Origin of the sequence: Pantoea sp. USMM079 (assembly GCF_037153115.1) — a bacterium.
Taxonomy (GTDB): Bacteria; Pseudomonadota; Gammaproteobacteria; order Enterobacterales; family Enterobacteriaceae; genus Pantoea; species Pantoea communis.
The window spans coordinates 87,421-109,162 of the sequence record NZ_JBBCKX010000015.1 but is presented as its reverse complement, the minus strand read 5'-3'; the positions used below and the strand labels follow the sequence as shown (position 1 = coordinate 109,162).

At 45.6% G+C, this 21,742-nt stretch carries 19 protein-coding genes; 15 read left to right on the top strand and 4 right to left on the bottom strand.

The annotated features are described in order from the left end of the window. Positions 1-243: 243 nt before the first annotated feature. Complete coding sequence (locus WFP70_RS18270; RefSeq protein ID WP_264441667.1) at positions 244-1,455, bottom strand: FAD-dependent monooxygenase; 1,212 nt, start codon at positions 1,453-1,455, stop codon at positions 244-246. A 912-nt stretch (positions 1,456-2,367) separates the two neighbouring features. Here WFP70_RS18270 and WFP70_RS18265 point away from each other — a divergent pair. From WFP70_RS18265 to fhuB, 3 genes are read left to right on the top strand one after another with little or no spacing between them, the layout of a single operon-like run. Beyond that, complete coding sequence (locus WFP70_RS18265; protein ID WP_442956357.1) at positions 2,368-3,147, top strand: ATP-binding cassette domain-containing protein; 780 nt, start codon at positions 2,368-2,370, stop codon at positions 3,145-3,147. After that, complete coding sequence (gene fhuD / locus WFP70_RS18260) at positions 3,137-4,057, top strand: Fe(3+)-hydroxamate ABC transporter substrate-binding protein FhuD (RefSeq protein WP_264441666.1); 921 nt, start codon at positions 3,137-3,139, stop codon at positions 4,055-4,057. Before WFP70_RS18265 ends, fhuD begins: the two co-directional genes overlap by 11 nt. Then, positions 4,054-6,003 carry a Fe(3+)-hydroxamate ABC transporter permease FhuB gene (gene fhuB, locus WFP70_RS18255; RefSeq protein WP_058959217.1) on the top strand — a complete coding sequence of 650 codons (1,950 nt, stop codon included), beginning with the start codon at positions 4,054-4,056 and terminating at the stop codon, positions 6,001-6,003. Before fhuD ends, fhuB begins: the two co-directional genes overlap by 4 nt. 10 nt (positions 6,004-6,013) lie before the next feature. Here fhuB and WFP70_RS18250 read toward each other — a convergent pair whose 3' ends face one another. After that, complete coding sequence (locus tag WFP70_RS18250; RefSeq protein ID WP_072226472.1) at positions 6,014-6,784, bottom strand: AraC family transcriptional regulator; 771 nt, start codon at positions 6,782-6,784, stop codon at positions 6,014-6,016. An 85-nt stretch (positions 6,785-6,869) separates the two neighbouring features. Between WFP70_RS18250 and WFP70_RS18245 the strand changes: the two genes are divergently transcribed. From WFP70_RS18245 to WFP70_RS18220, 6 genes are all read left to right on the top strand, one after another. Next, positions 6,870-8,075: an MFS transporter gene (locus WFP70_RS18245; RefSeq protein WP_337023997.1), complete on the top strand. Its 1,206-nt coding sequence runs from the start codon at positions 6,870-6,872 to the stop codon at positions 8,073-8,075. A 123-nt stretch (positions 8,076-8,198) separates the two neighbouring features. Next, complete coding sequence (locus WFP70_RS18240) at positions 8,199-9,404, top strand: MFS transporter (protein ID WP_058959219.1); 1,206 nt, start codon at positions 8,199-8,201, stop codon at positions 9,402-9,404. 373 nt (positions 9,405-9,777) lie between these two features. Then, positions 9,778-10,473 (top strand): helix-turn-helix transcriptional regulator, encoded by a 696-nt coding sequence (locus WFP70_RS18235; RefSeq protein ID WP_058959220.1) that lies wholly within the window; start codon positions 9,778-9,780, stop codon positions 10,471-10,473. Further along, positions 10,473-10,862 carry a RidA family protein gene (locus WFP70_RS18230; protein WP_058959221.1) on the top strand — a complete coding sequence of 130 codons (390 nt, stop codon included), beginning with the start codon at positions 10,473-10,475 and terminating at the stop codon, positions 10,860-10,862. The genes WFP70_RS18235 and WFP70_RS18230 overlap by 1 nt, the downstream gene beginning before the upstream one ends. 175 nt (positions 10,863-11,037) lie before the next feature. Next, positions 11,038-12,501 carry a Na+/H+ antiporter NhaC family protein gene (locus tag WFP70_RS18225; RefSeq protein ID WP_058959222.1) on the top strand — a complete coding sequence of 488 codons (1,464 nt, stop codon included), beginning with the start codon at positions 11,038-11,040 and terminating at the stop codon, positions 12,499-12,501. An 11-nt stretch (positions 12,502-12,512) separates the two neighbouring features. Then, positions 12,513-13,694, top strand: a complete 1,182-nt coding sequence (locus WFP70_RS18220; protein ID WP_058959223.1) for a MalY/PatB family protein — start codon at positions 12,513-12,515, stop codon at positions 13,692-13,694. Between the two features lie 91 nt (positions 13,695-13,785). Here the strand turns inward: WFP70_RS18220 and WFP70_RS18215 are convergent, their stop codons facing one another. Both WFP70_RS18215 and WFP70_RS18210 read right to left on the bottom strand, forming a co-directional pair. Further along, a complete protein-coding gene (locus WFP70_RS18215) occupies positions 13,786-14,493 on the bottom strand; it encodes a siderophore-interacting protein (RefSeq protein ID WP_167347089.1) in 708 nt (235 codons plus the stop codon). A gap of 12 nt (positions 14,494-14,505) precedes the next feature. Next, a complete protein-coding gene (locus WFP70_RS18210) occupies positions 14,506-15,213 on the bottom strand; it encodes a GntR family transcriptional regulator (protein ID WP_058959225.1) in 708 nt (235 codons plus the stop codon). Positions 15,214-15,415: 202 nt separating this feature from the next. On the opposite strand from WFP70_RS18210, the gene WFP70_RS18205 reads away from it, so the two are divergent. The 6 genes from WFP70_RS18205 to WFP70_RS18180 all read left to right on the top strand — a co-directional run bounded on the left by WFP70_RS18205 (position 15,416) and on the right by WFP70_RS18180 (position 21,648). Next, entirely contained in the window at positions 15,416-16,246 is an 831-nt protein-coding gene (locus WFP70_RS18205) for an alpha/beta fold hydrolase (RefSeq protein ID WP_058959226.1), read from the top strand. 242 nt (positions 16,247-16,488) lie between these two features. Next, positions 16,489-17,565: a substrate-binding domain-containing protein gene (locus WFP70_RS18200; protein ID WP_058959227.1), complete on the top strand. Its 1,077-nt coding sequence runs from the start codon at positions 16,489-16,491 to the stop codon at positions 17,563-17,565. A gap of 20 nt (positions 17,566-17,585) precedes the next feature. Continuing rightward, complete coding sequence (locus WFP70_RS18195) at positions 17,586-19,190, top strand: sugar ABC transporter ATP-binding protein (protein WP_058959228.1); 1,605 nt, start codon at positions 17,586-17,588, stop codon at positions 19,188-19,190. After that, positions 19,187-20,173 carry an ABC transporter permease gene (locus WFP70_RS18190; protein ID WP_082678089.1) on the top strand — a complete coding sequence of 329 codons (987 nt, stop codon included), beginning with the start codon at positions 19,187-19,189 and terminating at the stop codon, positions 20,171-20,173. The genes WFP70_RS18195 and WFP70_RS18190 overlap by 4 nt, the downstream gene beginning before the upstream one ends. 149 nt (positions 20,174-20,322) lie before the next feature. Beyond that, a complete protein-coding gene (locus WFP70_RS18185) occupies positions 20,323-20,739 on the top strand; it encodes a RidA family protein (RefSeq protein WP_153012250.1) in 417 nt (138 codons plus the stop codon). A gap of 24 nt (positions 20,740-20,763) precedes the next feature. Further along, positions 20,764-21,648: a fumarylacetoacetate hydrolase family protein gene (locus WFP70_RS18180; RefSeq protein WP_058959230.1), complete on the top strand. Its 885-nt coding sequence runs from the start codon at positions 20,764-20,766 to the stop codon at positions 21,646-21,648. Positions 21,649-21,742 lie beyond the last annotated feature (94 nt).

Genomic DNA, 21,742 nt, shown 5'->3' with positions numbered 1-21,742 from the left:
TGGATGACCCCATCCGAATTCGCCGAAAAATCTGCCGGTTGCCAGAATTAGCAACCAACCTGAAGCCGGTTATTCCTGATTATGCCTGGATCATATTCGGGGTCAGGGTCAAGGATCTGACATTACTAAGTGAGCGCTGTATCTAATCATGGGGCATGTCAGCAACACCTTATGCAGGTGCTGCTATTAACTTTAAATCATTCTTTTTTTGGTGAAATTGATTTTATTACTATTTTTATCAATTCAATCAAGGAAAGTTTCAGGTTCCGGTTTGGGTGTGAAAGGTCTCATAAAAAATTGCATTATTGAAGTCCTTTCTAAACGCTTCCATTTATAAAAAAAGCTAATTCCTAAACGAGTAGAGGGTTGTTCCAACCTTATTGTCCAGGGATTAATCTTTTGAGCTTTTTCAGCATAAGGCCGCATCCTGTTTTCATAACTTTCGAATGCCATTTGATAATTACTATTTCGATTCAATTCCTGAGCAAGGATGTAAGCGCCTACGATTGCAAGTGTTGTTCCCATTCCGCTTACAGGTGTAGCACAGTAAGCAGCATCACCAACAACAGCAACACGACCTTTAGACCAAGCCGGCATTTTTATTTGACCAAGATCTTCAAAGAAGATGTCATCTGATTTGTTAAGTTCCGCAAGAATACGTGGAGCTTCCCAATTATCATCTTTGAATTTACGTTTGATAAAATCATTGACTGCTGATCGTCCCTTAAGATCTATACCTCGCTCGTCGCTACGAACATAGAGATAAGCGCGAGTCGTCCTCCCTTGATCAGGGCGTAGTAAAATTGATTTTCCCCCTTGGCAGTTGCTCCAGCGTACCCAGGTTCCATCTTGAGGCTCATAGGGTATAGCAAAATATGCAGTATAAAGTCCGATATGTTTTACAGGGACCTCACCAAATATAATTTTACGGGTACGAGACCTCATTCCCTCTGCAATCAATAACAAATCAAAAGATCTAATTTGAGAGTGTTCAAAACTTACGTCAACTCCGTTTGTGCTTTCACTGATATCTGTAATGTTATCACCAAAGACATATTCAACATTATCTTCTGTTTTTCTCATAAGGAGATTTGACAGATCAGCTCTAAGGATCTCAATGTCGGTAACAAACGATTTTTTCCCACCCGCGCTAGGGTATTCAGCTTGTATCTGATTACTGCTATCTACGAATCGTAAACCCTCTTCACGCGTCATTAAGCTATGAATTTCATCCATTATTCCCATGCGGGATACTACCTCACAGCCCTCATCTCTGATATCAACGGTTTGACCTGATAGACGTAAAGTCTGGGCACGTTCGACTACCGTAACTTTATGTCCCATTTTGCTTAGCCAGAAGGCCAGAGTTGAACCAGCTATACCTGCACCACTAATAAGGATGTTTTGGCTTTTAATATTCTCGTGAAGGTTATGATGAAATTTAAATTCTGTCATTTTATACTCTATAAAATATTTAAAAGATTATATTTTCAGTTAAATGCTAAACAATAAAAAATCGCATATAACTGAGATTTGAATAAAAATTGAAGACAACACCTTTAACTGGCGTGAAAGAAATTATATATGTCTGCGATTCGCATCAAACCAAAGTGTGCAACTGCGGAAATATTTCTTTTGCGGAGGCTATACTGTAAATATATCCCGAATATGGGTTCGAGTATTTGAAGAGGGTTCTGTATGAATTCATCTCAATTAGCTATATATAGTTAAGAACCTGACGGTTTCTCTGATAATATGTGCCGAACTGAGAGTTCACCTGCACGGTGAATGGCAGATAATAGGCCTTCTCAATTTTTTATTCAACATGTCAGAGCCAATATTCATAATTATATTTTAACTAAGGTTTTTCGGTAAATCCTTGATCTTATGATCATTAGTATTTCTTTCAGCCAGAAAATTAGTCGTCTTAAAACTATACATTGTCGCTTTAGCGATGTTGAGGAGCAGTACACATAGAATTAATTCAGTTCTGGCGGTGTCCTATTGGGATCAAGTCGGTTTAAGCCAATTTTAGTGCAACACATTCATTGTCGTTTTATCTACATACATTGTCGCAATAGCGTTATTTGTGTATTAATTAATTGATTAAAGTATAAATTACGATTTTTGGCTGACTTCATTACTTAAAGAGGTCAAAAATCTACGCTACTCAGTAAATAAAAACCATTCTTATAATCATTCTCTATTCGTTCTACTTTATCCCGACGAGTGTGATTAGGAACTTGTGATTTCGGAAGAGGATATGCCCATATCCTGCCTTTAAAAGCCATTCCGGATATGCGATGCCCTCACACAAAGTTGAAGGGAGGCTGATAATCCACAATGATTTAAATGGAAATGTGTCGAATGTCTTCTGCTTGTTTTAATGTTTGCGACGCTGAGTTTTCTATATCAGGAAAACCACTTTTTCATGGTTCAAGATTGTCATTTCCTGTGGGGGCGTTCACAGGTCTTATTGGTCACAATGGGTCCGGCAAATCGACCCTGCTTAAGTTGTTAGGCCGCCATCATAAGCCAACCTCAGGAATGCTACTGCTGAACGGGAAACCTCTGGAGTCCTGGTCATCCTCCGATTTTGCTCGTCAGGTAGCTTATGTCCCGCAACAGCTACCCGCAGCTGAGGGTATGACTGTATATGAGATAGTATCTCTTGGTCGCTACCCCTGGCATGGAGCTCTGGGCCGTTTTAAAGCGACAGACCGGGCTATAGTTAATGACGCTTTAACTGCAGCAGGGTTGAACAACCTCTCTGATCGATATGTGGACTCTCTGTCAGGGGGTGAACGGCAGCGAGCATGGATTGCAATGGCTATTGCACAGGATACGCGTTGTCTTTTGCTTGATGAACCTACCTCTGCGCTTGATGTTGGTCATCAAATAGAAGTGCTTACATTGTTCAGGCAATTGTCATCCGCTAAGGGAGTAACCGTCATCGCGGTGCTGCATGATATCAACATGGCCGCTCGCTATTGTCACCACCTTGTTGCCCTCAGAAAAGGAGGAATTATTGCACAGGGCGCCCCACATGAACTTATGCAGACTGAAGTTTTGAAAGGGATCTATGGAATATTGATGGGAACTTTCTTGCACCCGAGTAAAGGGCACCCGGTCAGTTATGTCCAGTAAAAAAGTAATATCCACTTCAATTGATCCTGGCCGGCGTCATATGCTGCGTATGCTCGCTGTTACGACAATGTTCTCTCCATTTGTCGACGCTCAAATGGTAACCAGTTCACCGCACACAGATTCAGGAATTGTGGTTACAGAGTGGCTACCATTGGAGATGTTACTTACCTTAGGTGTAATGCCACTTGCTGTGGCTGAAGCTGCCAATTACCGGTCCCTCGTTCAGCAGCCGGTGTTGTCAGAAGATGTGACTGAGCTGGGTTTACGTACCGAGCCTAACCTCGAACTGATGGCTGCACTCAAGCCGGCTCTGATCGTTTATGCAGAAGGGTATGGCCCACCGCCAACACTCTACGACGCTATCGCCCCATCGATGGCCATTGCATTCAGTGATAAAAATGGTCATCCGCTTTCAACTACCTGCACTGCGCTGCTGTCTCTGGCTGCAAAAATCGGTAAAGAAAAGACTGCACGTGAAGTTCTGGCCTGGCTGGAACGGGACATAGCATCATTACGCCTGGCCGCAGCAGACAAAATCAAGCGTCCTCTGCTTTTCATGGCGTTGGTTGACGCAAGACATGCGCTGGTTTTTGGCGAAAACAGCCTTTTTATGGATGTTATGACAGGGGCAGAGATTCCGGGGGGATGGCAGGGCGAAACCAACTTCTGGGGAAGCGCGGTTGTCAGTATTGAGCGACTTGCTTCGATAGTTCATACCGATGTTATTTGTTTTACAGAGCAAAACGATGAAGCCGTCATGAATGAGTTGGCCTCAACGGCACTCTGGAAAGCTATGCCATTTGTTCGCTCCGGACAATTTCATAGGGTGCCTGGGCTCTGGTACTACGGAGGACCGCTTACTGCTTTGCGCTTCTGCCATCTTCTCAAAAGTCTTCTGAACAAAATATGAAAACCCAGCGTATAAGCATCATCTCATTATCCCTAGCCGTAGCGTTGTTGCTGGCAGGGTTTAACCTCAGCAATGTGTTACCGGTGCATGTCTGGCTTTCGGGACTGATCGCCCCTGATAACAACGTGATTTCACAGGTTCTCTTTCACGATACCCTGTTACCTCGAATAGTCATGTCGTTACTCACTGGCGCAGGCCTCGGCCTGGCTGGGCTTTTGTTTCAGCAGGTGCTACAAAACCCGCTGGCTGAACCCTCCACATTGGGAGTTGCGAACGGTGCTCAACTTGGAATGACGCTCGCCACATTGTGGGGTGGTCAACTGATTACCCCCTATGCAGGTGCGCTTTATGGTGCCATGGCCATGGGAATTTTGGTGGCCATCGTCATTCGAGGTAAAAGGCTTTCGCCGGTATCACTCATTCTGGTGGGGCTCGTCATGACACTCTATTGTAGCGCTGTCTCTCAGCTTATCGGGCTCTACTTTCATGAGAGACTACAGAGTGTACTTTTGTGGGGCACAGGATCACTAACGCAAAACGGCTGGGGAAATGTAGTCAAACTTATGCCGCAATTGCTGATTTTTTTCCTACTGTCTTTCCTGTTGATAAGGCCTCTTACGCTACTCGGCATGGACGATTCCATTTCCCGGAATCTTGGTCTGCGCCTGCATGTTGTGCGCTTCGTTTCTTTATTCATCGCTGTGTGTCTTACTGCGGCACTGGTTACAACCTCGGGGATCATTGGTTTTATCGGATTGTTTGCCCCACTTATTGCACGCTTATTCGGTGCGCGACGCTTGAACCAATTGATTGTTGCTGCGCCTTTCGTCGGTGCACTGCTTTTATTTATTTCAGATCAAGCGGTCATTCTGTTGTCGCTAATCTGGCGAGAAGTGCCGACCGGCACCGTTACGGCTCTTCTTGGTGCGCCGGCGCTATTATGGTTATTACCGCGCCTGAGAGAAAACATGCAGCCTAAGGCGCCCGTTGCGGGTGATTTTCCTGAGAAGAAAAGAAAATTAAGCACCGGGCTAGCTGTCGGGATAACTGTACTGCTTCTGCTGATAACGCTTGCTTTGTATTTAGGGCAAAACAGTTCAGGCTGGCAATGGTCTTCACAATCAACCTTGGATTTCAGGCTTCCACGTGTCGTAGCCGCGTTAGCTGCAGGAGCAATGCTTGGTCTTGCTGGCTGCCTGATCCAGCGTTTAACCGGTAATCCGATCGCCAGTCCGGAAGTTGTCGGTGTGAGCACAGGGGCCGCGGCAGGTCTGGTGATAGTTATTATGCTCGTTCCCGGAGATCTGAGCGGCTGGCTTTTACCTGCGGGTTGCCTCGGGTCTGTCATCACCTTATTCACCGTTACCACCCTTGCTGGTTACCGTAATTTTTCTGCTCAAAGGATGATGCTGGCAGGAATGGCACTTAATGCAGCCTTTATGGCTTTGTTAATGTTAATGCTGGCTGGCGGTGATCCACGTGTATCGACACTACTTACCTGGTTTGCGGGATCGACATATGGTATTTCAGCGTCAAAAGCGTGGTCAGCTTTAGCTGTTGCCGCTGCGCTGGGTCTTATTACCCCTTTATTAAGAAGGTGGCTTACGCTGCTGCCGTTAGGCGAGTCGATAGCCAGATCAGCAGGCATGCCACTAACAGCAAGCAGGCTATCCATAATGTGTGTTGCTGCAGTTCTCACTGCAACCTCCACTTTCATAGTCGGACCACTCAGCTTTGTTGGCTTAATGGCCCCCCATACAGCACGGGCGCTCGGTTACCGAAGTGCATCAGCTCAACTGGTAATATCTGCCGTAGCCGGTAGCGCCCTAATGGTTGGGTCAGACTGGTTAGGAAGAATGCTCATTTTTCCTTTTCAGCTTCCGGCTGGTCTGGTTGCTGCGTTAGTGGGGGTACCGTTCTTTTTATGGCTAATCAGGCGCGCTTAACCGCTTTCATTTAACCAAAATAGCGCGAAGGCGTGGTGCCAAACATAGAGCGGAAGGACGCGATAAAACTCGATGAAGATTCGTAACCGGCTTCCAGTGCTACCCGGGTAACGTTTTCACCATAAGCGAGCCTTTCAACGGCATACAGCATTCGATGGCGAAGCCGCCACGCACCAAATGACATGTGAGTATCTCGCGTGAACAGACGTTCAATCGTTCGACCGCTGGCACCAGCCTCCCTTGCCAGTTCATGTAATGTGGAGCGGTTGCCTGGGTCGCGCTTAAGAATCTCTACCACACGCAGGGCTCGCTCATCTGTAGGCATCATAAGATCAAGGGGGGAATTACTCAGCAATCTGATCTGATCAATCAACACATCTGCCAGACGTGACTCAGGCGATTCTGGTTTGTAATCCCATGGATGATTAGCGCAGGCGGATATCAGTTCACGTACTAAAGGCGAAACCTCAACAACCCGGCAGCGTTCTGAGTCAGGGAACGGATTGATTTCAGGTTTTATATACAAGATGCTGATGTGCGATGGTCGCTTAACCGTTAATGCATGTTTTGTGCCGCCACTGATCCACAAAGCTCGACTGGTAGGCAGTATCCACTCTCCTTCAGACGTCACCATATGTACCACCCCACGGGTAGCAAAAATCAGTTGATGACGCTGATGGCTATGCAAATCGCTGGTATAAGGCGCCGAACTTTCCGACTGGCCAACAACTGCGGACTCTGCATCATCTGGGTTTTTAACAATGTGGCGTGTTATCGACATATTTGGTCATTATAGATGAATCACACCAATGCATCCATGAGTATCATACTTACACGAAAGAATTTTAATCATGGGTAATTAAATTATGAGTCAGTCAGATGTTTCATGGAACGGCCAGAAGTCGGCCGTTTCATCCAGAGCTGAGCAAAAGCAGCTTAATTTAAGCAGAGCGAAGTGGTCAACGCGTATAGCATTTTTCATCGCGGGATTTGGCCTCTCATGCTGGGCACCTTTGGTTCCGTTTGCGCAGCAACGTATTAATGCAGACTCAGCGATGCTGGGTACGGTTTTACTTTGTCTGGGGTTAGGCGCTGTAATTGGCATGCCTACTGCAGGTGGACTTGCAGGAAAAATCGGCAGTAAAAAGATCATTATTGCAGGAGCGCTGGGCCTGATTAGTGCGTTGCCATTGCTGGCGCATGTTTCGACCCCGTTGACCCTGGGACTGACTTTACTGCTGTTCGGATGCTCAATCGGTGCGATTGACGTAGCTGCCAATATCCATGGCACTGAAGTGCAAAATGCAGCTGGCAAGCCTTTAATGTCTGGCTTCCATGGATTTTACAGTATTGGTGGCTTGGCGGGCGCGAGCTTCGTCACCCTCCTGATTGCTACAGGCCTGCATATCGTCTTTGCGGCAGCAATGGCGGCAGCACTGATCCTTGTATGTATATCACTCGCTGCACGTGGATTCCTGAATACCCGTTCAGAAGAAGAACATCCGTTGTTCGTCATTCCACGCGGTAAGGTGGTTGCAATTGGCGTGCTGGCAATGATCATCTTCCTGGCGGAGGGTGCGATGCTGGACTGGGGCGCAATTTTGCTGATTCAGGTTAAGCAGGTCGCGGCGAATGTTTCAGGTATCGGATATGTGGTATTCGCGATAGCAATGGCTCTAAGCCGCTTTGTTGGTGACCGCATCGTTACACTGCTTGGCGAGAAAACTATGCTTCTGTCAGGTGTTCTTATCACTGCTGCAGGCATTTTCCTCACCGCTGAAGTGCAGTCCTTCTATGCAGTACTCGCTTCGATGGCTCTGGCCGGATTTGCTGCAGGTAACGTTGTGCCGGTGCTGTTCTCTCTTGCAGGCAGACAAAAATCTATGCCAGCTTCGCTTGCCATTGCATCAGCCAGTATCCTGGGATATCTGGGCGTATTAATGGGGCCAGCGCTGATTGGTTATGCCGCGCATTTTACGGGGCTCAAGTTGGCATTCGTATTGCTTGGAGCAATTGTATTAGTCGCGGTGAATCTGGTGTTTGCGATCATGTCCAAGAAAGGGTCCGACTAACGGTATGCCGCGGGCAACATTTTATAAGTCATTACAGCCAGATAAAGGCCCGGCATATGCCGGGCTTTCTGCGTTTTATTTTTCGGAAATCAGGGTTCAGATAATATTTTTCGGGGTTAAAAAATGAGTTACAACAAGTCTGTCACGGCAAAATCATTGGCTTTGCCTCGCACATCATTTGGTGTATTGGGTGCTATTAGCGCTGCCCACCTTCTTAACGACATGATCCAGTCGCTGATTCTGGCGCTTTACCCGTTGCTACAACCAGAATTCTCACTGAGCTTTGTGCAAATTGGATTGATCACTTTAACTTTTCAGGTGACATCATCTTTATTCCAGCCACTAATTGGGATGTTTACCGATAAACATCCGCAGCCACGTTCACTGCCGGTGGGTATGGGTTTCACTTTACTGGGCTTAGTGATGCTGGCATTGGCTGAGTCGTACCCGGCGCTGTTGATTGCCGCAGCATTAGTGGGAACAGGATCATCTGTTTTCCATCCTGAATCCTCTCGTGTGGCCAGAATGGCGTCGGGCGGCAGGCACGGGCTGGCACAATCGCTTTTCCAGGTTGGTGGTAACCTGGGAAGTGCTTTAGGTCCACTGCTGGCAGCGGTGGTTGTCGCCCCTTATGGAAGAGGACATGTCGCATGGTTTGTGCTGGCCGCCATGCTGGCGATAGTTATTCTGTTACAGGTGAGCCGCTGGTACGCTGCACAGCATGCAGCTGCATCTAAGTCGATAACAGCTCGGGCTGTGTCCTCTCTTCCACGTAGAAAAGTGATCATCGGCATCAGCGTACTACTGGTACTGATCTTTTCTAAATTTGTTTATACAGCCAGCCTCAGCAGTTACTACACATTTTATCTAATCGAGAAATTTGGACTGCCTGTTCAGAGCGCACAGCTATATCTATTTGCTTTTCTTTTCGCCGCTGCTGCAGGAACGGTCATCGGCGGGCCGATTGGTGATCGCTTTGGACGTAAAAAAGTTATCTGGTGTTCAATCCTGGGAACTGCTCCATTCAGCCTGGCATTACCCTGGCTGAACCTCGAAATGACATGTCTTTTTTCCATCATTATCGGTCTGGTACTGTCTTCTGCGTTTTCGGCAATTCTGGTATTTGCACAGGAACTGGTGCCGGGACGGATTGGAATGATCTCCGGCTTGTTCTTCGGCTTCGCTTTCGGCATGGGCGGCTTAGGCGCAGCAGGCCTTGGCGTCGTGGCTGATTACGCTGGCATTGCTACTGTTTTCAAAATCTGCGCCTTCCTGCCCCTGGTTGGGCTTATGGCTATCTTCTTGCCCGCTAAAACAGAGCTCGCGTAATTGTTGGATAAATTGGAGGGTACCTGATGGTGCCCTTTTTCCCTCCGGCGTACCTTTTCGAGGTTCCCCAACAAAGCTCTTCCCAACGCTCTTTGTTATTTCTCACTGTGCCCACTTCATTCGTCAACCCTGTAAATCAGTCCGACGCCTTATCCCAAGGTGAACAAAAGGGGAATTTTTGACATAGACAAAGTAAACAAAAGTTCACTTTTGAAACGATAAGTTTTTAACCAAAATTATACAACTTATTGATTTTAATGCTTTTATTAAAAATGATGTGATTGGTGTCATAAGTTTTAAGTATGTTTATGTTGCTTTTTTGTGTGTTATTTATAATCCATAAAATCAAATAAAATCCATTTTATGGTTATTTATGAATATTGATGACAACGAGATACAGCGCAGTATGGCTTTTACCGAAAAGGATCATGAACACATGACATCCTACTTTCGGCTTGCTGACATGGTCGCAGACCTTATTGGATCTCACTGTGAAGTGGTATTGCACTCATTTGAAAGTCTTGATGCTTCGGTGGTGAAGATCGTAAATGGGCACCATACCAATCGTGAGGTGGGCTCGCCGATCACTGATATGGGTTTGAAAATGCTTAGGCAGTTTAATCAGACGGGTGAGGTGAATTCTCGCAGCTATTTCACGCGCAACAGAGAAGGTAAATTACTTAAATCGACAACTTGTGTAGTAGCAGGTGAAAGTCAAAAACCTATCGGTCTTTTTTGTGTGAACATTAACGTTTCAGTTCCCTTTCCTGAACTGGTTAAAACGTTAATGCCTGACCATATACTCAATGGATTACTACCTGAAAATTTCAGTTCAAATCCTCAAGAGCTAATTAATGAATCAACCTGCAGAGCGATAAGTGAGGTTGATAATGATCAAAGAATTAATAAAAAATTGCGTACTCGCGCTATTGTTTACAATCTCTATGAAAGCGGAATATTTGAACTTAAAGAGTCGGCAAATATTGTGGCAGAGAAGTTAAGTATTTCAAAAAATGCAGTTTATAAATACCTGCGTGAATTTAAACTTAATAACAGTGAGAACACATAATGAATCAAAAAGAAGCTATTGCCACCTCAAATGCTCCTGAAGCTATAGGTCCCTATTCGCAGGGGATTATGTTCGGTGATCTGGTATTTACTTCAGGGCAACTACCACTGGTACCTGAAACCATGCTGTTCCCGGAAGGTGGTATCAAAGAACAGACAATACAATCGCTTGAAAACGTCAAAGCAGTCCTTGAAAAGAGTGGAGCATCGCTTAGTACCGTGATTAAAACTACGTGTTTTCTTGCTGATATAGCTGACTTCGCTGAATTCAATGAGGTATATAGTTCGTACTTTTCAGGCTCAGCAGCGCCCGCCAGGTCGTGTATAGAAGCTGCTAAATTGCCGAAAAGTGCAAAGGTTGAGATCGAGGTTATCGCTTATAAAAAGTAGCGATTATCAATTCATATCAACATTATGAGTATTTCAAAAATGTAATTCATTACCTGGAACTGGCATGAAGCCGCCATGAATAATCATCAAAAAAACAATGCATATATTGGTGTTACGACCGCTTATGTCTCATTGATTTGGACATATTAACCTACTCAAATGAAGGGCCAAGACGATGGAAATAGCAGAGGATATAAAGGCGCAGCCTAAAAAACAGCCATCACTGAATTTCGCGTTGATGACTATCGTAGTATTGATCTTATTCATTGTGGCATCAATGAGTTTACTCGGCATTCCTATTGTAACGACATTGTTTTTCTCATGGCTTATTCTGGTCCCTTTTGCGTGGAAGTTAGGTTATTCCCCTAAAGAGATTGAGAAAGACGTATATGAAATGATTAAAGTCGGTGCAGGATTATTTGCCCTGTTGTTGGCTATTGGTTGCATGATAGCCGTCTGGATCAGTGCGGGTACGGTCCCAACACTCATTTACTGGGGTTTAGAATTAATTTCTCCTAAATATTTTCTGGTAGTTGCTTTCCTGATCTCCATGCTCATTTCTCTGCCACTGGGTACAAACTGGGGAACCGTCAGTACGGTTGGTGTCGCTATGATGGGGATTGGCATGGGAATGGGTATTTCACCAGGCATTGTTGCCGGGGCAGTCGTATCAGGCTCATGTGTAGGAAATCTGGTTTCGCCAGTGGCAGATACGCCGCTGCTGACTTCCACTATCGCTGGCGTGCCATTAATGAAACATTTAAAACACATGGTAAGCGTTGCGGTTCCTGGCGTTATCATATCGGCAGCACTGTACACAGTTGTAGGTTTCTATTTTTCTGATGCTTCAATGGATGTTCAGGCAACCAATAACATGCTGTCGTCACTTGCGAGTACCTTCAATATCGGCTGGATTACACTTATCCCTCTGGCTGTTGTTATTGGTTTACTGGCCTGTAAACAATCGGCTGTAGCCGCAATCATGGTTGGCTGTTTCGTCGGATCGTTTATATCCGTGTTCTACCAAGGCCATTCATTTTCTGAGGTCGGTAATTTTCTCGCAACCGGTGTCAGCATCGAAACAGGCAATAAATTTCTTGATCCCATCCTCAACCGCGGTGGCATTTCCAGCATGCTGGAGTTGATAGGCGTTGTTGTTGCTGCATTAGGTATGGGTGGCATTCTCAAAGGCAGCGGTATCCTGGGAAAAATCATTGATTCGATGAGCAACGTAATTCATTCACGCGTCGGGTTAATTACGTCAACATTTGCCGGATGTGCGGTGTGTTCGTCTCTTGTAGCAGCTAATTATTTTTCAATGATTATGAATGCCACTCTAATGGCACCTTTATATAAAAAATTTCGTTACCGCCCAGAAAACGCCTCACGTGCAGTCAGTAACTTCACTGATTGTTTGAGCATGATGGTGCCGTGGAGCCTGAACGGTACGTTTATCGCTGCAACGTTGGGTGTCCCGCTTATCGCTATTATCCCGTTCATGTTCTTCAACATCACCATGATTGTGCTTGAGCTGGTTTATGGCTTATGCGGCATAAGTCTTAATAAATATTCAGATGAAGAATTTGAAGAAGTTAATGATCAGCAGGGAAGCAGCCTAAAAGAGATTTCACATAGTTAAGAGGAATGAGCATGAGCAGTAATTTTGATGAGGTTATCGACCGCCGGAATACATCCGCTTATAAATTGCGAGATTGTAAAGACAGCAATACTGTTGCGCTGGGTCTGGCTGATATGGATTTTCGTACAGCCGAACCTGTTGTTAAGGCGGTCACAAACGCCGCAAACTTTAGCCTTTATGGATATGTGCAGCCAGCTGGTGATTATTTCGATTCTTTTATCGAGTGGTCTAAGAAGCATTATCGCTGGGATATCGAGCGCGAATGGATTAGCTATACACCAGGCGTGATTGCTGGAATTGGTGGTGCCGTGCGGGTGCTAACGGAACCTGGCGATGAAGTGATCTTTCAAACGCCTGCGTTTTCGTTGTTTACCGAACTTACCGTTTCTAACGGAAGAGTTCCAGCGCATAACCCAATGTTATACCGCGATGGGAAATACAGCATTGATTTCGACGATCTGGAAGTCAAAGCTCAATCCCCCCGGGCGAAAATGCTTATATTATGCAATCCACATAATCCAACCTGTCGGGTGCTCACAGAAGATGAGCTGCTTCGTATAGGCGAAATTTGTCTTAGAAATAATATAGTTATTGTTTCCGACGAAGTTCATTGCGACATGATATTTGGCAACAGGAAGCACATAAGTATCGCCTCATTAAGTGACGCATTACTGCAAAACACGATAACCTGCATGTCTCCAACCAAAACTTTCAACATGGCGGGTCTGCAGATCTCGGTTAATGTGATTGCGAATCCCGAACTCAGAAAGAAGTTTGAACTGGACTGCTTGTCGCGCGACAGTAAACGGCCCAATATTTTTGGCATGATTGGTTTTGCGGCAGCCTACAAAGAAGGCCATCAGTGGCTGGATGAAGTGCGCACCTATATCAGAAGCAACATTGATTTTGCCGAATGTTATCTACAGGAACATGCGCCTTTATTGAAGATGATTGACTGCGAAGGCACTTATCTGATGTGGATTGACTGTTCTGCTTTAGGGCTGAAAGGCAAGGCACTGGGCGATTTCTTCATAAACGAGGCCAATGTCCTGGTGGTTTCCGGAAACGGTTTTGTCGACAATGCCGATGCGTTTATCAGACTTAATCCGGCCTGCCCGCGTAGCGTTTTGACCGAGGGGTTAAAGCGGATCTGTGCAGCTGTGAAGGGAAAAATGAACCAGATTCAGGGTTAATGCAAAGAGAAACATAACAAAAACAGCACTGGCCCGATGATCTTGGGGGCAGTGCTGTTGGGTTTATGGTTTAAAAGCAAATGATGCGAGATTACTCAGCGTTATCACGGTGATCAGCTTCACCTGATTTCCAGTAAGCCGTAATAGTAGTGTCTTTCCTGCTTCGGCCAAATGTCTGAAAAAGATGTTTTCGCAGCGGGATGACCACACTGTGCTCTCCAGCTCCCCAAACATGATCAGGGCTGTTGTTCTGAATCCAGGATGTAACCTGAGCTGCCAAATCCTCATCACCTTTGAGCCAATTCAGCGATAAAGCAGCGAGGGTATGAGGCGGAGCATAAGAGGCCTCTGTCTCTTTCACAATGAAAACCTGAACAGTGACGTTTTCGTCTAACGCTTCGATGATCCCAAAAATTCCCGGTATTGCCGTTTCATCGCCAAACAAGAGCAATGACTGGATGCCTTTTAAAGCGATACCTTCACGAGGACCAGCGATTCTGATGATATCGCCTTCCTTAGCAGATCGGCTCCAGCTGGCCGCTGGGCCTTCACCGTGTTGAACAAAGTCCAGAACCAACTCATTGATTACAGGACAAATACGTCGAATAGTATAGGCGCGCCCCGGTCCTTCAGGTTCATTAGGTGGAGTAAAAAATACTTTTACCCATGCCGCCGGTAGCGCTTCTGCGAATGCTGCAACAGATTCACCGGTAAGACAGATGCGTTTCATACGCGGGTTAATATCGCTCACGTGGCTGACATGTACCGCTCGGAGCTGTCGGGTTTGCTGTTTATCCATGTTCAACATCTTTTAATGAGTGATTCGTCTGCCAATACCAGAAGGCGCTGTAACGTTTAAAACGTTTAGCATCACGTCCCGGGTTTGGTTAAGGTGTTCAGTGAGGATAGATACTGCACCTTCTGCATCACCATCAAGTATGGCCTGGAGCAGTTCGTTATGGTCTGTATTGCGCTCCCCCTGGTCAGGAACAACCGGTAGCAGGACGCGCTGATAAATCAGGTAAGCTTCTGCGAGTTGTTTAATCATGAGGAACAGCCATTTACTGCCACAGTTCTCCATCATGATAAAGTTGAAATCCTCATGTCGGCTATGCCAGTCGGGATTGAGCTTGTCCGGGCTTTCGGGCAGTGTTTGCGGTGTGTGAATCAGACGATGATTGGAAGCGATTAGACGTCCCTGCCACTCAATGTCACCGGAAGCAATTGCCTTACGCAGCGCAATACTTTCAAACGTGACCCTTTGCTCAGTGAGATCGATAAGCTCGTCCTGATAAAGGCCTCGCACGCTGAATCCCTGCTGCGGAGCCACCTCTACCAAAAGTTCTCCGGTCAATCTGTTTAGTGCTTCACGCACCACATTAAGACTAACGTCAAAGCGACCAGCGAGTTCAGAGATTTTGAGTTTCCTACCCGGAACGAGCTGTCCCGTGAGTATCAACTCCCGTAGAGATGCATAAATCGTCTCGTTTAACGATTTTCCTTCTTTTGAGCTTTTCATAATCCCTCTCCAGGAATGTTCATTATTTTCATGAGCTTGAAAACAGTTTGAACGATTTTGATTACATAATAGCACAGCATCTGTAAGAAGGATATTCATACGAAATATCTATGATGTCACAAAAAATCCATTTTCTTCTTCATAAATCATTTTTGTTGCGTATTATTGATTTCAGACCCACATGAGCACGCCAGGAGTTTTTATGTACGTGACAGTGAAGAAGTCCTCATTTGAATTTGAAGGAATAGAAGCAGGCTACTATTACGCTGATATTGGCAAGGGTTCAGCAGGCAGAAAAACATTATTACTCATACATGGTTCAGGACCTGGAGCATCCAGTTTGGGTAACTGGGGACGTATTCTCGAACCATTAGGCGAGAATTTTAATGTATACGCTCTTGATCTTATTGGCTTCGGCATTAGCAATCGTAAAGCTGAAAAACCCTATTTCGATTTTGAGATGTGGATTCGACAGGCTAAAGCCATGATCGATGTCATCGGTGTAAATGAAATAGGATTAATTGGTCATTCAATTTCTGCTGCTATTGCGCTGAATGTTGCCGCAAGCGACTCCCGCGTTAAGGCGGTATTGACGACTGGCGCGATTGGTGCACCTTTTAAAGCGTCTGAAGCAACGCAGCGAATCTGGCGCTGCCCAAAAAATCGCGATGAACTCATTTCTACACTTAGTACTCTTATCCACGATAAATCAGTTATCGATAATGACTACATAAGCGCGCGGGAACCCGTTGTGTTCCAGGAAGGATATGCAGAATATTTTGATGAAATGTTCACCGGTGAACCGCAACAGTATGTTGAAAAAACGACTCTTAGTAAAGAGACGCTCTCAGCGATTAAATGCCCGGTGATCATGTTACATGGCCGTGAAGATATTCCTTTTCCTGCAAGTAGCTCTGAGATACTTGCAAAAAATATCAGATATGCTGATTTACAGATTCTGAATAATTGCTCTCACTCAGTGGTGTTGGAAAGGAATGATGCTTTTATGGCTGCAGTGAAACAACTTTTTTAATTCACTGCATCTTGAAGCAGGAGGTTATAACGGCATCGGACGCCTTTATTTAAATCAATTAATAACAAGTATCTTTCAATTGGAAGATGATTGACTTGTTATGTCTGTAAGAAAGGCGAATTTTGCTTTTAACAGAATCGATAAAAGTTCTGGTTGGATATTAAGTCATTCTTTCATTACACAGGTTTTTTCTCCAGAAGTTAATAACCTGGCCTTTATAAGTATTGAACGAGGGAATTAAAATGAGCTGGCTTTCGAGATTCAATAAAAAAGCGTTACCGTTAAAGTCTTCCTGTTTACTGGCATCAATTATTTTTAGTTTTGCAGCACATGCAGAAGAAGATCGTCTGGTTGGAATAATTCCTGAAATGAAAGCGGAGAAGCCCTTTAAACTGGGTGTCACCGTAGTTCATCTTAACGATGATTTTTATAAAGGGATTATTTACGGTATTACTGACGAAGCCAAACGTACTGGTGTCGATGTCGTCCAGGTATCGGTTGCTGGAGCCTACGGCAATGTCCGTGAACAGTTTGCCCAACTCGAAGCGTTTAAGAGCATGGGTACTGATGTAGCCGTTCTGGCACCGGCGGCATTTAATGGGTTTGATCCTATTATCAAGTCATTGAAGTCCAGTGGCATGAAAGTGGCCGCTGTAGGCATTCCCGTGAACAGTAAGAACATTGATTTCGGGGTGCTACAGGATGATACCCACATCGGCAGTCTGATGGCGGATGCAGTTTGTAAATCGCCAGAGAAATCTAAAAATGTGGCTATGATTCCCGGCCCCGCAGGGGCTGAGTGGGTTCGATTGCGTTATGAAGGTTTCAAAGCAGAAGCTAAGAAGTGCGCTACTCCAGTTGAATTAGTTGAAACGGGTTTTGGCGGTAATATCGATCTTCAGGAAGGGTTAACCAAGGCTTCTGATCTACTGTTGCGCAACCCAAATATCAATTTTATTTATACACCGCAAATAACACTGGGCATGGGGGCCGCGCAGGCGGTGCGCCAGCAAAACCGTCAGGCGCCGGTAGTGAGCTCCGCGATGGTTAAGAGTGCGGCGCCTATGATCATAGACGGAAGATTACTGGCCGTAGTGTCTGAGCCGGGCATCATTATGGGACGCCTGATCGTGCAGTACGCTATACGGGCAATGGAAAATAAACCGATGCCTGACCTAGCAGCTCCTGGAACAGACGGTCTCAACTATCCCCACTTCAATGTTCCCAACAAAGTCATTGATAAATCCAATGTCTCGACACATCCCTTTGAGACATATGAAATTGTTCCTGAAGATTGGAAAATTCCGTCGATGCAATAGCACGTTTTGAGGAGTTCATCATGCAGAAGATTCAGGCGGATATTGCATCAGAGAGCAACGCGCCATCACCACTGTTGCGAGTCAGTGGATTAAGTAAGCGTTTCGGTGCAACGCAGGCGCTGAAAAATGTCTCGATTCAGTTTCAGGCGGGTGAAATACATTGTGTTTTAGGTGAAAACGGTGCGGGGAAATCAACGATCGGCAAAATCATCAGCGGGCTGTATTCAGCTGATGAAGGCGTTATCTGGTATGCCGATGAGCAAGTTTCATTTAGCAGTTCCCGCGAAGCCCGTCATGCGGGCGTAGTGATGGTTTATCAGGAATTATCTCTCGCGCCGAGCTTGTCAGTTCGGGCCAACCTGTGGTTGGGTTCTGAGAACGGGAAGACTCTGCTTTCCCTGACCCGCAGGCAGGTAGAAACGAAAAGAGTGCGTGAAGTACTTTCCCAGCTGGGCCTGGATGAGCTGGATATTGAACGTCCGGTTAGTGCATACCCGGTTGCTATTCAGCAGCTCATTGAGATCGGTAAGTCTCTCATGTCCCATCCACGCGTCATTATCTTTGACGAGCCCACAGCTATGCTTGGCGCGGTGGAAAAAGAAAACTTTTTTAACGTACTGAGAAGATTACGTACTGCTGGTATCGCCTCTGTGCTGGTTACACATCACATTGATGACGTTGTTGCAGTAAGCGATCGTGTCACCATTATGCGTAATGGCCAGGTCGTTGATGCATTTCCGATGAACAGTGATATCACCGGCGACTTAATTGTGACGCGTTTAACCGGCAAGAAGCCGGAAAACCTTTTTATTCATGGAAGAGGATGCAACACCTATGCACCTCTTATTGATATCGAAAATGTACCTAAAGCCAGTGGCGGTCGTGGGGTATTCACTATCGGGCGGGGAGAGATTGTCGGCATCTACGGGGTAGTCGGCTGTGGTGGAGACGTTTTGCTGCAGCAGCTGGTTGGTTTCATACCCGGTAAGGCGCATGACGGCATTTCCTTCCGGATGGAAGGTCAGCGCTGGAAGCCGAGCGGTGTCTCTGAAGCCTTACGTCACGGGGTCGCGTGGCTTCCTGCAGGCAGAGCGAGCAATTGCGTTTATGCGTCGTTGACCATCAGTGAAAATCTCATGATAACGCAGCTCAAACAATATACCCGCTGCGGCATGTTAAATACGCGTCAGACTGAGATGAAATCGGATGAGCTATTGAAGCAATCCGGCGTCAAGTATGGCAGTAAGCAGGATCTGCTAACCAGCCTCAGCGGGGGTAATCAGCAGAAGGTTCTGCTCACCAGAGCCATGGCCTGTGCCCAAAAAATTCTGGTGCTGGAAGAGCCCACGGCAGGAGTAGATATTGATGCGAAGCATGAAATTCATCAACGAATTCGTGCGCTTGCGTCATCAGGTGTTTCTGTGTTGATGCTTTCAAGTGACCTGGCCGAAACCATGATGTTAAGCGATACAGTGTGGACCATGTTTCACGGCAGCATTGTAAAAACTTACTCTGCCCCGGATGAAAATGACAAAGCTTCCATAATTGCAGATGTCGTGGGCCAGAAAGAAACCGAGGTTACAACCCGCTTTCATTCAGAGAATGAACAGGAGTTTGTGTCATGACTACAAGCAAAGAAATGGGCTTTATATCTACAGAAAAGATGATGAAAAATAGATATTTTTCACTTTCTGACTGGATGCTTCCTCTCCTGGTGGTGTTGACTGCGGCAGTCGCTGGCTTCATCCAGCCGCGCTTCTTTACCGTGAGTAATGCGGTCAATCTTGCATGCCAGCTGGCGCCTTTATTGATTATTTCGCTTGGTCAGGCTGTGGCAGTAATAAGAGGTGGTCTCGATCTCTCTTTATCGTCAGCGATGTCTCTTGCCGGTGTCGCGGGTATCATGATCATGAATCAGTACGGAATAGCAGCAGGTTTACTGGCCATGTTGATTACCGGAACGATGACCGGAGCGGTATCGGGTTTTATTATCGCTTTCTTCAAAACGTCCCCTTTGGTGATAACACTTGGCATGCTCTCGGTGGCGCAAGCTATCGCGCTGATTTTATCGGGTGGTGTGCCGATTTATGATGTTCCTGCTGCCTATGTTCAGGCAGTTGGCTACGACACATTATTAGGCCTGCCAATGTTGGTATGGATAGCGGTCGCGCTAACGGTAATGGTCGCGGTGTTGCTGAAATTTACGCTGTTTGGCCGCTATGTATATGCAATCGGATCGAACGTGTCGGCGGCATCAAAATCAGGCATTAACGTGCGCTTCGTAACAGTCTTGGTTTACATGGTGAGCGGATTCTGTGCCGGTACTGGCGCAATTGTGCTTACTGCCTGGACAAGTTCAGCGCAGCCTATCGCAGCAGCTAACCTGACATTGCAATCACTTGCAGCAGTGGTATTAGGCGGCGTCGCGCTTGCTGGCGGGGCAGGCAATATCAGGCAGGTAATCACCGGTGTCGTGGTTCTCACGCTATTGTCGAATGTAATGAACATGATTGGTGTATCGGCCTATTACCAGACACTTGCGGTAGGAATAGTCATCATTCTGGCTGTAGTCCTTGACCGCTTACGTCGCCGGGGCACAGAAAATTAATTAGTGTTTTGATGGTAATTTTCATTAAATACCGGCTCTGAATCTTTGTAGCAAAGTGTGCAATTGAATCTTACAGGATATTACCCTGAGGGAGTTCTGTTGCCCATTTTTGAGTTGTTAATTAAACCCTAGAAATGAAGGATTATATTGTGACTGATAAAGTTGAATATCTTAACCCTGAAAACATCAGCCCCGCACAGGGATTATATTCCAGTCTGACGAAAGTCCGTGCAGGCGATCTCTATTTTATTTCCGGACAGCTGTCCGTTGGCTTGGACGGAAGCGTGGTTGGAAAAGGCGATTTTGACGCGCAATTTGATCAGGTCTTCAAAAACCTGAGTGATGTACTTAAAGCAGTAGGATGTGATTTTAATGATATCGCTAAATTTACAACGTATTTGGTTGCTTCTCAGCATATTGAAAAGTTTATGTTGAAACGAAAAGAACTCTTTCCTAAAGTCTTTGCAACCTCTGATTATGCACCAAATACTTTATTGGTAGTGGACCGCTTGGTAAAAGAAGATTTTCTGCTTGAAGTCGAAGCGATAGCGCGTGCTCGTGATTAAAATGTTTTTTTTAAAAGGTGATGTATGAAACTGTTGACTTATATTCTGTCAGGTGAAAAAAAGATTGGCCTTATCAATAAAAGCGGAAAAATTGTAGACATATCAGGCATTGTCAAAACCAATGATATGAATGTGCTCATCGAGCGATATTCAGAGCTGAAGGTAGAACTTGAGCTTTGTAGTGAAAGAAATCATTCGGCAGACATTAACCTGAGCGATGTTACGTTGCTTGCGCCCATTCCCGAAACCCGCCGTAATATTTTCTGTGTCGGGAAAAATTATTATGCCCATGCAGAAGAGTTTGGTAACAGCGGTTACGACTCAAGCGCTGCAGCTGGAAATGTGCCATCGCATCCGATTATCTTTACCAAACCGTCTACCTCGATCAGCGGACCCGGTGACAGTATTGATAGTACTCTGGATCCTTACAACACTATTGATTACGAAGCGGAACTGGCAGTAGTCCTGGGTAAGAAAGGGCGTGTGAAAGAGTCAGATGATCCAATGTCATATGTCTTTGGCTATACGCTGGTGAATGATTTAACTTCACGTCACTTGCAAAAACAGCACAGCCAATGGATTCTTGGCAAAGGTATTGATGGCTTCTGTCCAATGGGCCCTGTGATTATAACAGCGGATGAATTCGGGCATCCTTCTGAGCAAAAGATTGTTTGCACAGTTAACGGTGAAAAACGCCAGGAAGCTTCTATTTCCGACTTAATTTTCAACATTCCTGAGTTGATTAAAACAATTGGGCAAAACATTACTTTATTACCTGGTGATGTCATTGCCACTGGAACACCTGCCGGTGTTGGCTTGGGTTTCAATCCGCCTAAATATTTATCGAAGGGTGATGAAGTCACTGTGTCGATGAGGGAAATTGGTGAGCTGACTAATACGATAGTCTAGTTGGTAATAATTTCTGATTAGATTAAGTCTCTTAGGGTTGTTTTTCTTAATTTAATAATGAGCCTTTTCCGCTTAATGTGGAAAAGGGCTCTTT

What these genes read in the sequence shown, in the direction of transcription:
- WFP70_RS18270 (WP_264441667.1), bottom strand. Translation starts at nt 1,455, where the DNA reads ATGACAGAATTTAAATTTCATCATAACCTTCACGAGAATATTAAAAGC.
- WFP70_RS18265 (WP_442956357.1), top strand. Translation starts at nt 2,368, where the DNA reads ATGTCTTCTGCTTGTTTTAATGTTTGCGACGCTGAGTTTTCTATATCA.
- fhuD (WP_264441666.1), top strand. Translation starts at nt 3,137, where the DNA reads ATGTCCAGTAAAAAAGTAATATCCACTTCAATTGATCCTGGCCGGCGT.
- fhuB (WP_058959217.1), top strand. Translation starts at nt 4,054, where the DNA reads ATGAAAACCCAGCGTATAAGCATCATCTCATTATCCCTAGCCGTAGCG.
- WFP70_RS18250 (WP_072226472.1), bottom strand. Translation starts at nt 6,784, where the DNA reads ATGTCGATAACACGCCACATTGTTAAAAACCCAGATGATGCAGAGTCC.
- WFP70_RS18245 (WP_337023997.1), top strand. Translation starts at nt 6,870, where the DNA reads ATGAGTCAGTCAGATGTTTCATGGAACGGCCAGAAGTCGGCCGTTTCA.
- WFP70_RS18240 (WP_058959219.1), top strand. Translation starts at nt 8,199, where the DNA reads ATGAGTTACAACAAGTCTGTCACGGCAAAATCATTGGCTTTGCCTCGC.
- WFP70_RS18235 (WP_058959220.1), top strand. Translation starts at nt 9,778, where the DNA reads ATGAATATTGATGACAACGAGATACAGCGCAGTATGGCTTTTACCGAA.
- WFP70_RS18230 (WP_058959221.1), top strand. Translation starts at nt 10,473, where the DNA reads ATGAATCAAAAAGAAGCTATTGCCACCTCAAATGCTCCTGAAGCTATA.
- WFP70_RS18225 (WP_058959222.1), top strand. Translation starts at nt 11,038, where the DNA reads ATGGAAATAGCAGAGGATATAAAGGCGCAGCCTAAAAAACAGCCATCA.
- WFP70_RS18220 (WP_058959223.1), top strand. Translation starts at nt 12,513, where the DNA reads ATGAGCAGTAATTTTGATGAGGTTATCGACCGCCGGAATACATCCGCT.
- WFP70_RS18215 (WP_167347089.1), bottom strand. Translation starts at nt 14,493, where the DNA reads ATGGATAAACAGCAAACCCGACAGCTCCGAGCGGTACATGTCAGCCAC.
- WFP70_RS18210 (WP_058959225.1), bottom strand. Translation starts at nt 15,213, where the DNA reads ATGAAAAGCTCAAAAGAAGGAAAATCGTTAAACGAGACGATTTATGCA.
- WFP70_RS18205 (WP_058959226.1), top strand. Translation starts at nt 15,416, where the DNA reads ATGTACGTGACAGTGAAGAAGTCCTCATTTGAATTTGAAGGAATAGAA.
- WFP70_RS18200 (WP_058959227.1), top strand. Translation starts at nt 16,489, where the DNA reads ATGAGCTGGCTTTCGAGATTCAATAAAAAAGCGTTACCGTTAAAGTCT.
- WFP70_RS18195 (WP_058959228.1), top strand. Translation starts at nt 17,586, where the DNA reads ATGCAGAAGATTCAGGCGGATATTGCATCAGAGAGCAACGCGCCATCA.
- WFP70_RS18190 (WP_082678089.1), top strand. Translation starts at nt 19,187, where the DNA reads ATGACTACAAGCAAAGAAATGGGCTTTATATCTACAGAAAAGATGATG.
- WFP70_RS18180 (WP_058959230.1), top strand. Translation starts at nt 20,764, where the DNA reads ATGAAACTGTTGACTTATATTCTGTCAGGTGAAAAAAAGATTGGCCTT.